At 26.4% G+C, this 14,544-nt stretch carries 16 protein-coding genes; 9 read left to right on the forward strand and 7 right to left on the reverse strand.

Annotation, left to right across the window (positions count from 1 at the left end):
* Window positions 1–406: 406 nt before the first annotated feature.
* Both HA146_RS07765 and HA146_RS07770 read right to left on the reverse strand, forming a co-directional pair.
* Window positions 407–613, reverse strand: a complete 207-nt coding sequence (locus tag HA146_RS07765) for a high light inducible protein (protein WP_209108984.1) — start codon at window positions 611–613, stop codon at window positions 407–409.
* A gap of 923 nt (window positions 614–1,536) precedes the next feature.
* Window positions 1,537–2,718 (reverse strand): LptF/LptG family permease, encoded by a 1,182-nt coding sequence (locus HA146_RS07770; protein ID WP_209108985.1) that lies wholly within the window; start codon window positions 2,716–2,718, stop codon window positions 1,537–1,539.
* 82 nt (window positions 2,719–2,800) lie between these two features.
* On the opposite strand from HA146_RS07770, the gene HA146_RS07775 reads away from it, so the two are divergent.
* Window positions 2,801–4,081, forward strand: a complete 1,281-nt coding sequence (locus HA146_RS07775) for a hypothetical protein (RefSeq protein WP_209108986.1) — start codon at window positions 2,801–2,803, stop codon at window positions 4,079–4,081.
* Here the strand turns inward: HA146_RS07775 and HA146_RS07780 are convergent.
* The 4 genes from HA146_RS07780 to HA146_RS07795 form a co-directional block, all read right to left on the reverse strand.
* Window positions 4,078–5,187 carry a glycosyltransferase gene (locus HA146_RS07780; protein WP_209108987.1) on the reverse strand — a complete coding sequence of 370 codons (1,110 nt, stop codon included), beginning with the start codon at window positions 5,185–5,187 and terminating at the stop codon, window positions 4,078–4,080. The genes HA146_RS07775 and HA146_RS07780 overlap by 4 nt on opposite strands.
* A 133-nt stretch (window positions 5,188–5,320) precedes the next feature.
* The gene (locus HA146_RS07785; protein WP_209108988.1) at window positions 5,321–5,992 is read right to left on the reverse strand and encodes a pectate lyase; all 672 of its coding nucleotides are present in this window, start codon (window positions 5,990–5,992) and stop codon (window positions 5,321–5,323) included.
* 297 nt (window positions 5,993–6,289) lie between these two features.
* The gene (locus HA146_RS07790; RefSeq protein WP_209108989.1) at window positions 6,290–6,868 is read right to left on the reverse strand and encodes a DUF1543 domain-containing protein; all 579 of its coding nucleotides are present in this window, start codon (window positions 6,866–6,868) and stop codon (window positions 6,290–6,292) included.
* 135 nt (window positions 6,869–7,003) lie between these two features.
* Window positions 7,004–7,147 carry a hypothetical protein gene (locus tag HA146_RS07795; RefSeq protein ID WP_209108990.1) on the reverse strand — a complete coding sequence of 48 codons (144 nt, stop codon included), beginning with the start codon at window positions 7,145–7,147 and terminating at the stop codon, window positions 7,004–7,006.
* Between the two features lie 513 nt (window positions 7,148–7,660).
* Between HA146_RS07795 and HA146_RS07800 the strand changes: the two genes are divergently transcribed.
* Complete coding sequence (locus HA146_RS07800; RefSeq protein ID WP_209108991.1) at window positions 7,661–8,110, forward strand: hypothetical protein; 450 nt, start codon at window positions 7,661–7,663, stop codon at window positions 8,108–8,110.
* 4 nt (window positions 8,111–8,114) lie between these two features.
* Here HA146_RS07800 and HA146_RS07805 read toward each other — a convergent pair whose 3' ends face one another.
* On the reverse strand, window positions 8,115–8,591 hold the full coding sequence (locus tag HA146_RS07805) for a carbon storage regulator CsrA (RefSeq protein WP_209108992.1): 477 nt from the start codon (window positions 8,589–8,591) through the stop codon (window positions 8,115–8,117).
* A 194-nt stretch (window positions 8,592–8,785) separates the two neighbouring features.
* On the opposite strand from HA146_RS07805, the gene HA146_RS07810 reads away from it, so the two are divergent.
* The 7 genes from HA146_RS07810 to HA146_RS07830 all read left to right on the forward strand — a co-directional run bounded on the left by HA146_RS07810 (window position 8,786) and on the right by HA146_RS07830 (window position 14,420).
* Window positions 8,786–9,166: a DoxX family protein gene (locus tag HA146_RS07810; RefSeq protein WP_209108993.1), complete on the forward strand. Its 381-nt coding sequence runs from the start codon at window positions 8,786–8,788 to the stop codon at window positions 9,164–9,166.
* 508 nt (window positions 9,167–9,674) lie between these two features.
* The gene (locus tag HA146_RS07815; protein WP_209108994.1) at window positions 9,675–10,064 is read left to right on the forward strand and encodes a DUF3804 family protein; all 390 of its coding nucleotides are present in this window, start codon (window positions 9,675–9,677) and stop codon (window positions 10,062–10,064) included.
* Window positions 10,065–11,385: 1,321 nt separating this feature from the next.
* The gene (locus HA146_RS07820; protein WP_209108995.1) at window positions 11,386–11,595 is read left to right on the forward strand and encodes a hypothetical protein; all 210 of its coding nucleotides are present in this window, start codon (window positions 11,386–11,388) and stop codon (window positions 11,593–11,595) included.
* Window positions 11,596–12,801: 1,206 nt separating this feature from the next.
* On the forward strand, window positions 12,802–12,927 hold the full coding sequence (locus HA146_RS09685) for a hypothetical protein (RefSeq protein WP_257469920.1): 126 nt from the start codon (window positions 12,802–12,804) through the stop codon (window positions 12,925–12,927).
* Window positions 12,928–13,474: 547 nt separating this feature from the next.
* Complete coding sequence (locus HA146_RS09690) at window positions 13,475–13,609, forward strand: hypothetical protein (protein ID WP_257469921.1); 135 nt, start codon at window positions 13,475–13,477, stop codon at window positions 13,607–13,609.
* Between the two features lie 54 nt (window positions 13,610–13,663).
* Window positions 13,664–14,005, forward strand: coding sequence for a DUF1330 domain-containing protein (locus tag HA146_RS07825; protein WP_209108996.1), 342 nt, complete (start codon window positions 13,664–13,666; stop codon window positions 14,003–14,005).
* Window positions 14,006–14,072: 67 nt separating this feature from the next.
* Window positions 14,073–14,420, forward strand: a complete 348-nt coding sequence (locus HA146_RS07830; RefSeq protein WP_245211340.1) for an RNA recognition motif domain-containing protein — start codon at window positions 14,073–14,075, stop codon at window positions 14,418–14,420.
* Window positions 14,421–14,544 lie beyond the last annotated feature (124 nt).

Consider the following 14,544-nt stretch of genomic DNA (forward strand, 5'->3'; position numbering starts at 1 on the left):
TGACGAAAAAGTTTAGGAAAGTACAGAATTATTAAATTAAAATAAAAAAAGACTAAAAACAAAAAACATTAAATTCATACTTTTTCTTCTGTAATACTTAAATTAATTTAAGAAATGATGCTATTTTAATTATTATAAATCGAGATTTTTATGAGAGTAAAGCTAGAACCTGAGACAGCATTTATTGGCAAAAAATTTGCATATATATTTCTTGGAATAATATTTATTCTTAATGCAATAACGTTTATTTGGTTTTTTTTATTCTCAAAATTTAATTAAATCGATTTTTTAATATATTAAGTAGGAAGTAAATCGATTTAAAATTTATTTTTTGAATTTATTAGTTATTAAATTATTTAGAATATTTCTTAAAAATCAAAAAGATATGAAGTTAATAAAAATATTTTTAAAAAATTCCTGGAATAATCTGTCCAGTTGTTATATAAGCACCTAGTAGTGCAATGAAACCAACCATAGCCCATCTACCATTAACTTTTTCAGCATTTTGAGGGTAATCGACGTAAGATACAGATTCATCAATATAAGGTCTAGTTTCGGATGGAAACATATTTTGTCTTCCTCCTGATTCTGTTGTAACTCCTGAATTTGACATTAATAAGAATAAAATTATTAACAAATGTAACATAAATATTAACTTATGTAAACCAAAGGCGGCGAAGATTTGGCGTCAAGGAATTATGAGTAGATATCTGTATGTTGGTTAAAAAATTTTGTTGCTTGAGAACTTTTTAATTAAATTATTTTTTAATTTAATTTATAAATAAATTACTAAAAATAAGCATTTATACTCACGATAAGTAATTTTACTCAGTAAGATATTATTAGCATTTAGGAAGTGCTTAGCTGGTTAACAACAGAAAATCTGAATTTAACTAGGTCGTCATGAGCTTGCCGGTGGGATACTTGCAAGCTTTTTTAAATTTTAAAATCAAGCAAAAAATATAACTAATTATACGATCTTTTTCCTATTAAATAAAAAGCCTTAAAGGAAGAGTATTAACATACTGTCAAAATTTTATTTTATTGCTAAAAAAATAATAGGCTTAATAAAACTTATGTCTTTAGATTTTATTCTCATTCCTTCTTGTATTTTAATTATACTTTTTCTTTTAAATAGAGAAAATAGAATCTACAAAGGGAATCAAAAAGCTAAGTAATTTAATAATCTCACAAGAGAATATAAAGACAAGCTATATCAACTTAATTGTTTATCTATTCAGAATAAATCTTAAAAAAAATTGACTAGTTTAAAATTAGATATCTATTTAAGATAGTTTACAAGAGAAATTTATCTAAAGTTTTCTTAAAGTTAATTTGCTCCAATATGATCGTGAATTACTAATTTGCTCTAATTTCTTTTGGCAATGAATGCACTTACAATCTATCAAAATTGTTTTAGTAGTCATTAACTTGCTGTTGTATTTTTCAAATAAACAAATATTTTTTAATTCTGCAAGTCTTTTAATAATTTTAGTATAACTTTAAAAAGTACATTAATTTAAAAGGAACTAATTTTCATACAGAAGCCTTTTTTAATAAATAAATTCCAATTGATAATGATATAAAAACTGGAAGCCAAGCTGATAAAAAAGGGGTAAAAGTCCCTTTTACTCCAAGTGAGCTAGAGACAAAAGATAAAATATAATAGAAAAGTATTAGTATAACGCTCAAACCAAACCCCTGACTCTTTGAGGATCTCAAATTAGGTTTAGAACCTAAACTACTACCTATCAAACCAAAGACTAAACAAGCACAAGGTAGAGTAAATTTTTCATGTATTCTGACTGACATTTTCCTAGCTTCTTTTACATCTCCAATTTCTTTATATATTTTTCTAGCTTCAAAAGCTTGACTCAAAGTCATCTCATTTGCATCATCTGGTATTTTTGAAACTTTTAAAGGACCATCTCCCAACGGGTAAAAATACTTCTCGAAACCTATGCTTGTTGTATTACCCCCTTTATCTAAGGTAATCATTCTTCCATTTCTAAATATCCATTCTGATTTATTACTATCAAATATTCCCTCATCTGCAGAAATAATTTGCTTATAACCTATTTTTGAGAAATCTATTATAGTTACATTTTTCATTACATTATTTTCAACCTCTCTTGCAAAAAATATTTTATTTCTAAAGGTTTTCCTCTTGGTCGATACATTTGTTTCTGGGTCGGTAAAAGACCCGTAACCTTTAAAAAATATATCAGTACCTTTTTCTATAGACACTGATTTACTTAAACCTCCTCTAAGCAATACCTCAGAATATTTATTGGATAATGGAACTAAACTATTATTAAAATAAAAGGTTAATCCTGTCATAAATATTGAAAGGACTAAAGCTGGAATAATAATTCTCGTATTTTTAATACCCAAACTTCTTAATGCCAATATTTCAGAATTAGATGACAATTTACTATATGCTAATAAAGTTGACAAAAGAACTGACATTGGGAAAGAAAGTACCAAAAATGAAGGTAATTTCAAAAACATTATTTGCAAAGCAAGTTGGAATGGTAAACCATATTCCACAACCTTCCGTATTAAATCAATCATCACACCTACAGAAAGAGATACAACTGTAAAAGCTGAAATTGCAAATATTAAAGGAGGCAGAATTTGTCCCAATAACCACCTATCAATTATTGGAATATTCCTAAAAATTGTTGGAAAGATTTTAAAAATATATTTAGAAATCATCTTGATAAATGTAGTTTATAACGATATTCATAGAAAAGATAATTTTTTATTTAAATAAATTATTAATATCTATTAATTTAGTATGAAAAGATTAACAACACAATTTTTAATCCAAAAATTAACTAACTTAAAACCCTCTCTTGATAATTTTTTTATTATTTTAATATTATTGGGAATTCCTCTGAATTTATACAAAAATAGGTTTTACGATAGTTCTTGGACTGTTGGAGAATGGCTTATATCTTATGCTGGAGGATTTGTCAGGAGAGGTTTACCTGGACAAATTATTCATCATATTTCAAATGAATATCTTATTTCTCCAATATTACTAGTTTGGATATTTAGCGTTTTAGCTTTCATATCTTTGGCTATTCTTTTACTTCATTTCTGCAAGGATTTATTCGATAAATCTTTTTTATTGTCTCAAGTAATACTTTTGGCTCCGATATCTGAAAACTATTTAATTAGAAAAGATACTCTTTTAGTTTTACTTTATGGACTATCATTGCTAGTAATTAAAAAATTTAATCAAGAAAAAATAAGTAAATTTTCTTGCATTTTATTTGTAAATTTATTTTCAATTATTGGAATTTTATCCCATGAGGCATATGGCATTTGGGGATTACCAAGTTTAATAGTTATTTTTTATTTACTAAATAGAGGTATTAAAAAAGGAATTTTTCGATCCATTTTATTTGCTCTATTTTACTTAATCCCTTCAATAATATCCTTTGCTTTTTGTTGGATTTTCAAAGGGGACGTCCAACAAGCTCTACTTATTCATGAAAGCTGGCAAAATCTAAAAGATATTCTTCCTTCAATATGGACTTTAAATGAAAGCAAGCCTTATGGAGCTATAGCAGCAATAGGATGGGGAACATCTCAAATTTATACAAGCAGTTTATTTTCACAATTTAATTTATTTATTTTTTGGCATCCAGGTATGTGGCTATTAACTATGTATATAGTTTTGCGACTTTTTATAGGCAAAAAACATGATCCTTTTAAATCAGCTAAGAGATCAATAGTTTGTCTACAACTTATTGCTTTTTTACCTTTATTTTTATTTGTAGATATAGGAAGATGGATTTACATGTGGCTATCATCTTCTGCTTTATTATTTGCTTTTTTAATAAAAGTTTTTGGTATTAAAAAGATTCTATTTCATACGGATGGCTTTAAAGGAGCAAGATTTTTAAAAAAAATAATACCTACATTCGCCTCAAACAAAACTTACAACATATTTTTATTGTCAATTGGTTTACCACATTGTTGTTGGTCGATTGGGAGATATATCGTTTCAAATCCTATAGGCTTTGGAATAAAGAATATTATTTTCTATTTTAAATTTTTATTCGCTTAATTGTTCCAAACTACTTTTGAAGAAGCAGCATAATTCCATATAAAGACAACAAAAATTCCTACAAACTGGGAAAGAAGTGTATTAGTTGAAAATTGAGTATAAAAAAGATTAGTAACTCCAACATTTGCAATTATGGGTAGTGAAGAAACCAAAAGGAACTTAACCAAACCAACATAGAATTTCTTTCCTAACAATTTATTAGATCTAAAAGTAAGAATATTATTTATTATGAAATTTGAACTAGCCGCAATAATAACTCCTACTGGTAAAACTGTTTCAAAATTAAATTTTGTTATTGCTAGTAAAAAATAAATAGTCAAAAGTTGAATAAAAACTCCTGTTGAACCCACTAAGGCAAAACTTACGGCTTTTCTAGGAATTATTCTTCCACTAAAAGAATGGATAAGTGAAATTAAAAAATCCCAAACTACGGGTAAGTCAAGCTTTGAATTACCATGCATTCTCTCTTTAAAAATAAAAGGTATTTCAAAAACTTTAAATTTACCTCTACTTATAGAGAGTAACTCATAGAAAAACTTAAAACCTTGAACATCTATTTTCTCTATGATTTCAATACAAACATTTCTTTTAAATACAAAAAATCCACTCATATAGTCTGTTAAATAATTATAGGATCCATATAAACTCATACGAGCCAAACTATTAGCTATCGAAGAACTACTTTTCCTTTTATGAGTCAAACCTTTAATTATCGCCCCCTCAGCAAATCTACTAACTAAAACAATATCAACTTTTTTAAGTTCTATTTTTTCCAAAGCCAATTCTATATACGAAGGATCATGCTGTCCATCAGCATCCATAACAGCAATAATGTCACCAGTTGCGCATAGACAACCTTCTTTAATAGCACTAGATAAACCAGATCTTCCTAATCTGCTAATTAAACGGACACGTCTATCTGCTTTAGCGTATTCTCTAACAAGTTTTGCTGTCCCATCACATGAATTATCGTCAACAACAATTATTTCTACTTCATAAACAACATCCAACTTTAATAATTGGTTTATTATCTTATAAATATTACTTTTTTCATTAAAAGTTGGAATAACTATAGAAATTATTCTTTTATTTTCCTTTTTTTTCAAAAGATATAATTTTTTTTTTATGCTACATTACTTTATTTAAATAACATTTAAATATAAACAAAAATAAACTTCACTAAATAGACAATTAAATTTTTATTTATGTAAAAACAAAAAAATTACTAGTTATATAAATTCACTGAATTTTGGATAAATTTATATTATCCCAAAAATGTAAAAATATTCCGGTAGATAATAAAAACTCAAAAATTTCTGTATCATCTCTAATATGTTCAATAGTAGATGCCCAAGAGAGATCATAATATGCAAAAAATAAAGATACTAATAAAAAAAATAAGCTTAGTTTTTTGCTAGGTAAAGATGATAAAAAGGGATATTTTCTCCAGCCGATCCAGCCAAAAAAAATACAAATTGCTTGTAATGCAGGATCAAGAAAATAGTTATGAAAAAAGGGTAGATTATGTAAGTTAGTTTCACCTTGAATACTTAAATCTACGATTGAATTCACGCTAAAGCCTGTTAATCTTTCCCCCCAACTTATTTCTTCTCCAGCTATGAGAAAACATAAAAAACTTAAAATCAACCAAATAAAAGAATTTAAAGATTTCTTTTTTTTAATTCTAAAATAAATGAATACTCCAATTACTGAAGAAACTAAGTATTGAATACATTGTAAAGACTCTAATATCCCATCTTCTTTCTTTAAATAATAAAACCAAGGTAATCCGACTATCTTTTCTCCAAAAGGCAGGATGTAAACAAAGCCATATATGAAAATCAAATAATATATTGGGAATAAGCTTACATTTGAGGATATAGAACCCCAAGGTGTCTTTATTAAATTCATATTTAGTATTAATAATAGACTTTATTCTAAAAATTAATAAATTCAAAGTAAATGCCTTAAACAATTATCAATAATCAATAATCAAAGAAGTTAAAAATCCCGCCTATAAACAAACATAAAATTATGAATTCTAATGTATGTGTATTTTATGGTTTACTATGATTAGATAAAGAATAAAAACATCCTTACATAGGGTGGCTATTAAGCAATTAGTTTAGATTATTTTCCTTGCCAGGGCTGTATTTAATTATGCAGATAATACTTCTTATCCAATATTAAATAAAAATAAATAACATACTATTTATTATCTATTCTTAAATATCCAAACCAATCTGGATAATTGGTTTCTACAACTTTTACATCTTTAGGCATTAGTTCTATTTCCCAATTATTTATATTTTTTATTAACTTACAATCATCAACATCAGAAAATCTTTGCAAACAATCTATATCATCATTATGTTTTTTTTTAAAGCCATTAAGCCATTTTGATTTAGCCAATTTTTTTGCATCTGATGCATTTGAAGCTACCACAAGACCAAATTCATGTTTTTCTTGCATAGATTTTGGATCATATCCACCTAGATTAATGAACCATAATTTTTTAGAATCCTTAGTTTTTTTAATAAGATTAATTTTTGATTTCTTATTTTGCGATTTTTTGAGTTTTATCTTATAACCGTCCACTGAATATATTTTCTTATAACTATCAATATGTAAACCATCAATAGATCCAAACCAACCTTTTCTTAAATCACCAAATGTGTCTTCAATTTTTGAACCAAGAACCCATCTGACGTCATGTAATTCAATATTCGCCTTTGGTAGTCTTCCACCAATTACAACTAGGTAAAGATAGACCTCATTTTTAAACATTAAATAAAAAGATAATTAAAAAGGATTTTTAACATGGATTTATTTAATCTTTAAAATTACTTATTGAAAAGATAATAACTAAATAATAAATTTATTAAAGACTTGCAATGATTTTATAAACTAATTATTAAAAAATTAATTAAACCAACCTTTCTTTTTTGTTTTTATATCTGAAGCTGTTTTCAATTTTGTAGAATCATCTGGCTTACCTTTAATAATCATTAGTGGGACTATTCCACATAAAGCTAAAAATAATATCCAAAATAAGTAAATGTTCATAGTATTAATCTAATCGTTTTAATGATAAGAACGTTTTCTATTAATCTGTGGGTTTCTTTTTAGATTTCTTCTTTGGATGTATAGTAGAGTACATTTTATTTATTTACAAAATTGAATCTATAAGAAATTAATTAAAAAAATAAATTTATAAAATTTTAAAAGTCTCATCAAGAAATTATTTAGTAACATAAAATCTGCACTCGCCAATGCCACTGCTTTGCTTCAGGAGATGAAGAGTGCATTTTTTATTAAAATTAATCTAGGCATATTATTTCAAAAGAGAGTAAATATTCTTATTCAGGAAAAAGAAAGTAAAAATTATAAAATAATCCATCCAACTAACCTTCAAAAGTAATGAAATAATTAAAAATTGAAAAGTGATAAAGTTGAATTAAATAAGGACTTAACAATTAATGAGGATTTAGAAATATAGTTTATAAAATTTACCAACAAAAATAACTTTCTTTTTTTATTTAACTTATCTTTTGAATGTACTTTTTTGTATAAAGAATTTTGTCTTATTTTGCTAAACCCAACTTTATAATCTATGACGAATGGTTTGATGATGATTTTGAAAAAACCAAATTTGAGGTTCAAAATAAAAAAATAAAAAACATTTCTAATATACATGAATTTTTTTATAAGCAATCCAATTACAAAGTTGGGGCATCTGAAAATAATATGAAATTAGATAAAAAATCAAATAAAAAAGAACTAATTATTAAAAATTATCTTGATAATATTTCAGAAAGTTATTCTCCCTCATCTAATAAAACATTTAATCTCTTTAAAAAATTTACCAAAAGCAAACTTAAATTTAATATCACAAAACAACTAATTTATTCTTTATCAATCTTTGGCTTTGTATTAATTTTTGGATTTCTAATGTTTTTTGTATCACAATCTAGAAAAAGTGAACCAAATATAACTAATAAATCATTTAGTCTAGAAAAAGAATTTTAGTTTTCTAAAAGAGATCGTTAACTTCAATTTTTAGATTTTTATATTCTGAATTAATGTCATTTATAAATTCATCGACCTCCTTTTTAATATCTCTATATTCTTTTATTTTTTGTTTACTTTTCTCAAGGAAAATTGATCTAAACGTTCCTGGATTTACCTTCTCAATCCAATATCCTCCCAAACAATAAATTTGATTAGGCACAAAATTTATAATAAATAATTTTTTAGAAGTTTTATATTGATCAATCATCTTGTTAGCTAAAGCTCCTTTAGTTTTTTTCGTACCAAATAAAGTAATATCTTTTGCAAAAGGCTTAAACTTCTTTGATATATTTTTACTTTTTTCTAACGAATTTCTAGAAAGTATTTTTTCAAGAGAATAACAATAATTGAACAAATTAGTATTTTCTTTTTTTGAAGGATAAATAGTTATCAAGGTACTAAAAAGTAAAAAAAAAGTTAAAAGTAATTTATTAAACATTTTTAATTTAAGTTAAATTCATTATTACATAAAAATAAAAATACACTTCAAAAAGTAATCTTAATTCCCTTTAAAAGCTTCACATTCATATAAAAAACTTTCTCAAGGCTAACCTATTTAGAAAAACAGTTTAAAATTTTAATTCCTAATTAATTATTTATAAAACAAATAATATTTTTTCTTATAATAAGATTATGAAAAATATTTTTTTTAGAAATAAAGGTATCAAATCTGTTTTAGACTTTTTGTCTAGATTAGCAATCTCCGCAATATTTATCTCAGCCATACCAGGAAAAATAAATGGTTTTAATAAAACAGTTGAATATATTTCTTCCAAAGGTATTCCTGATCCAATTTCATCTATTCTTCTAGTGGGGGCGATTATATGTCTTATCTTGGGTTCGGGATTTTTTATATTTGGAGAAAATCAAAAAATTGGGTCAGTTTTTTTATTACTTTTTATTATTCCAACAACAATAATTTTTCATGTATTCCCTTTCCATCAAAGAGCAGTGTTTATTAATCTCGGATTGATCGGTGGATTAGTTATTACTGCCTTAAGGGAACCAAAATAAATAGCTTAAATAAATAAACCTAAATATTTTTTTATTTTTTATCTATTAAATTCTGGAAACAATTTGCAATATGAATTAATTCATAAAACTCTTTAATATCATATTTTTTATTAATAATTCCGCTTCGTTCTTCTATTCCTTTAGCTTCATCTTCTTTAAGATCAATTCTTGTCTTTCACTAAGAGAAATACACTTGAATCGTTTTATTAGTTCTTTATTATTCACCAGATCTTTCTTTAATTACGTTTTATGTGAAGATAATATCATTACCGATTCAGACTATAGGTAAGAAATCCAGTAAATGTAAGTAATTTAAATCCAATAAAAAAGACAGATATTTTTTGAGTTTTTTCAACTGTGTAATAATTGGTTTAATAGCTTAAATATTGCTTGCGTTACTAATCTAGTAACTTTGAATATTTTAACGAAATATTTTTAAATTATCTCAGTTAAAATTTGTACAGTTGAAATTGTCGATCTAAACTAAAGACAATAAACCGTTATTCTTATGACTGATAAAGAAAAAATAATTTCATTATTAAATGAGCTTGCCACTCCAGAAGAAATGGGTTCTTTTTTTGTTAAAAATGCGACTTCAGATTTTTTGTTAATCAGACCTAGTGGTAATCCTATAGATGCAGCAGGATTTGAAAAAATGATGACTTCTGGTGATGTCATTCAAGACAAGACAGAAATAACTAAAATACACCGATTCGAATTTTTAAGTGCAAATATAGTAATGTGCATTTTTACTCTTGGTTCAAAATTTAGCTACAAAGGTAAACCTAATGATGATTTACCAACAGTTACTTCTATTTTCAAAAAAGTAGACAACATTTGGAAAATACATTGGATGCAACGATCGACAGGAGATTCAGATTTATCTTTATGGGATTAGCAAAGTTAATAGCCCTATTAATGGTATTACTAATTGTTAGTAGCTCCTTTATTGGTTTAATTATTTATTTTATAAAATGAAACTCTAAAAAAACAATGGAACCCTAATACTTATAGACTATCTTCAAAAACTTTAATTAGTTCTTGTTTTCTAGTGTTATTTATTGTCAGGTAAAAATATAAACTTTAGAAAGATTAACGCCTATATCTAAAGCTAATAAAGCAATTAGTAACTTACTCATTTTTTTGAACTCTCAACTATTTTTCTGTAAAGTTCTTCAGAAATAGGTTGCATAAAGCTGGTAAAATCTGATTACAAATTAATAATATCTAGATAAATTTCTCGTTACAAGATATACGAATAAATAACTTTAAAAATAGGAAAAAACTATTTTAACCATAAGTTTTTCTTATAAAGTATAAATAAATACTGGTTTATAAATAACTTAAATACATGCCAAAACTTTTTAAAAGTTAATTTAATTAGTAGTACCTCTTAAATAAATTTTTTATTAGATATTTAAAATAAATTAGAACTCTTATCTTAAGTAACTAGATCCTCTATAAGTAAGTTTTATTATCTTCTCTTCCTGCTTCTTACAATATACGAATGACTTTCCATTGAAATACATGTTTACCATGATGCAGCTCCTGAGCTTGCTCAAGTCCCCGTCCTATGGCTTGAGTCGTACTGCGGTCTATCTTAAAGGCAGATCGGACGATTTTGTAACATTTGCTACACTCTATTAATAAAGTATTTATACTCAATTGTCAACCCTTAAGTGAAACTAAACTTCAATTCAAACTTGGATTCTTTATTTATCAACACCCTTAAAGTACCATTTTTCGTTTACTTCAAAGAGAGCGCGGGCTAAAGTCCAATACTCAAAGAGGGTTAAGTCCGCTGCCAAAGGTGTTAATCTTTCTTGATGAATATAAATCTATACTGTTTTTCATATAAATATCTTGATTGCTTAATAAATTTGTTTTGTATATCGCTATTACAAAATTTATTAGGTTATTTAGATTAGTTTATAAATTCTCGTGGATAAAGCTTTAGTTAAATTTTTTTAATGGTTACTAATAAAATCAGCCAAATCACATTACGGCGAATCAATGGTATCAGTAGAAGTTCAATCTAATTCGCTCAAAAGTTTTTCTTGATTTTAAAAAATATTTATTTGAAGGTTTTAATATTTAAATTTATTGCCCACTAAAAATCAATCACCTTATTGAAATCAAATTAGTCAATTATATCTATTGCAAATAACTACAAGATTGTTAATCTGGCACATAAAGAAGATAATTAATTTCTTAAACTGATGCAATTTGATCATTTTAAATCCAACCAAGATGATAGCCTCATGTCAATAGAAGATTTAAGGTCTTTACGTCTTCGAAAACAGAAAATTGAAAGTGACAAAAAAGCTAGAAAATATATCCTGGGAATAAATCAAAGATATAGACAAATGAGTGACAACAAAAGTAATAACTTTTTAAAGAATATGAACCCTTTTAAAAAGGCAGCTTAATTTTTAAAAGCAAGTTGGAGATCTTTCATAAATTATAAACAATATAATTTTCCGCATATTTTCGCCAAGATAAATTGTCCTCCATAGAAAAATTTCTTTCGCTAATGTAAATTAAACTGCTTAAATCTATAAATTATCTCTCATGGATTCAGAATTCTTTATTAACTCCTAATTATCACTTTTTATTGATTAAAATTCTATCTAAATCAATGCTTTTAAAAATGTTGCTCTTAATGGAGCAGCTTACGATTTTGTTTAAAGGTTTTTGATGATGGAACTTTAAATGATGAGTTTGATGGATTTAAAGTTTAGAGGAGATATCATGATGCATCTTACTCAAATAATTTTTATATTATTTTACAGGCTTCAGCAGCTATAAAAATGACATAACACTTTGCTTCTTGGAAAGTTAAAGTTGATATAGATTTTGATATCAAGCCAGTAATGACTTATGAAGAAAAAATTGTTCAGCAAAAAATTAGTTAGCTCATTAATAGCATATGAGCAGAAAATGGGATTAGCAGGTTAAATTTTTAATCTCCATTTTGTTAATTTAATTAACTTTGCATCTTTCAAGGTAAAATTTCTATGGTGTTTCTTTGGAAGAGTTTCACCAAGAGGGGTCAATTTCTGACCCCTTCTTCACTAAGATATTTTTAAAAATATTCTTGTAAGTGCCTTCTCTTGTTCTAGCTAAATAAAATAATTGTTTAGTAAGAGAAGCTGAAAATCTAAAATAGACAGTGATTAATTGTCGATATAAACTTAGAGGGATAAACCCATATTTTTTAATGGATAAAAGATTTATTGTTGAAAAGATAATAACTCTTCTTATTTCTCTTATCATCTGATGAATATCTCCCCACACCTATTAATTGATGCTGTGATACTAAGCGCTGCCCTTACAATAACTTTGCTATTAAGAGCTAAAGGTAATGATGCTAGAAAAGAAGAAGAAAGTAAATGATTACTAAAATAAGACGAACAAGAATTTTATAAAACTAAATTATTTAAATTTTGGAACTTTATTATTAATTTAAGTTCTGTTGCTAAAGGAATTTAATTAGATTATTTATATTGCAATTATATCTTTATAAATAAATGACGCACATTTATGGTATAGCAATTACTTATGGAATGCTCAGTGTTTTATTGTTTGGTTGGTTTGCTTACATTACTTTTAGAATGAAACGCTAATTTAATTTTATGTCCTCTTCAATGAAAGATTTCTTGAATAAATTTTTTGATTTATGTAGAGAATATCAAAAAGAAATTCCACCTCAAAAGATGGCTGAAGTTTTAAGAGAATACGCAGATAGATTAGATGGATGAAGAATACTGACTGATCTTAGAAAGAATATAAAGGAAGATAATTTCTATCCAAACTTTATCCTTATTTTTTAACTTAAAATTAACGTTTTGAATATATTGTCCTGGTAATTATTTTTAATTTGAGATTTATCTTGATCCCTAATCCGTACAATTTTGCACATATAAACGCAAATATAAAAATTGAGATTAACTATTCAAATGAATTAGAACATGAGTAAAGTCAAGAGTTAAGTCTTATGGCACTAAACGACACAATGACTTTACAAGAGATGAATTTGGATACAAAAAACCTTTCATACGCTATTAAGGCATAAGAAATTGAAGCTTACCTAAAGAATTTATTTTGTAGTTCATGATATAATTGGTAAATCTCAGGCAGAGATAAGGGGAAGCAATATTGCCCAGCTAAAGAATTCCTGAAAAAGGTTGCGAACTGCAAGAATCAAATACTTTCTGATAATCAAGTTTTTTGATCTATCTACTATGGAAAGGATAAGATTAAACTTACTTATTAAGCCTGTTTATATCACATTTAAAAATTAAACCTATGAAAAAAATAAACAAAAAGTATGCTGAATTATTACATCAGGCATCTATTGCAACGGGGAGAAAAGAATTTGTAGGTTTATTGCATAAGGCAGCTAAGCTTCAGAATAAACTAGGTTGCGATTATGAGAACTAAATTCCATTAGATCAACAGTTAATCTAAATTTAATATTAGAAACATAAATGCATCATGGATAAAAGAGGAGCTAAAGGTTACTGGATATCAACGGCAAGAATAATTAATCAGGATTTATTTGATGAATATGTAAATAAAGTTGGTCCATGGCTAAAAGAGGTTGGCGGACAAGTTTTTGCAAAAGATACAGATCCTCAAGGAAAGGAGAGGACCGAGGATGCCAATTTAGCCGTTATTTGTGAATTTCCTACCATGAGAGCAGCGGTTGAAGCTTATGAATCTGAAGAATATAGAGAACTTTCAAAACTAAGACAAGAAGCTACTGAAAATTCTACATTCACAATTATGGAAGGTTTAGATGAAGCTGCAAAGCTAAGAAGAGCAATGGGTATGTAAGATATATCTAAATTTTTCTACTCGATATGTAGCGAATAAAGAGTTAGAGTAAGAACAATGGAAGCATTTGATTGGAGATAACTTCACTAGTCCAAAGCAACTATTCTTACATTCACTAAAAGACTTTACAGAAATGACTATTTTTATTGGAAATTTATCTTGGGAAACTGAAGTTCAAGATCTTGAACAACTTTTTAGTAATTATGGAGTAGTAAAGAAATGTTATTTACCTCTTGATAGAGAAACAGGCAGAAAAAGAGGTTTTGCATTTGTAGATTTAAATGATCAAAATTCTGAGAAAAAAGCTATTGACGATCTTCAAGATGTTGAATGGATGGGAAGAGAGATAAGGGTCAATGAGGCTGAACAAAGAAAAGGACCCATTAATAAAAAACGCAATAAGTTTGATAAATAAAATTTAAACTCATCGCAGCAGATTGTTTTTAACTAGGAGAGGTGAGCAGCTAGTTAAGAAATTAAAATTCTCTATTAATGAACTTTTACCAGAAGCATGATAGGAATAAAATTAATAAGTCATA

This window comes from Prochlorococcus marinus CUG1416, assembly GCF_017695965.1.
Lineage (GTDB): Bacteria > Cyanobacteriota > Cyanobacteriia > PCC-6307 > Cyanobiaceae > Prochlorococcus_A.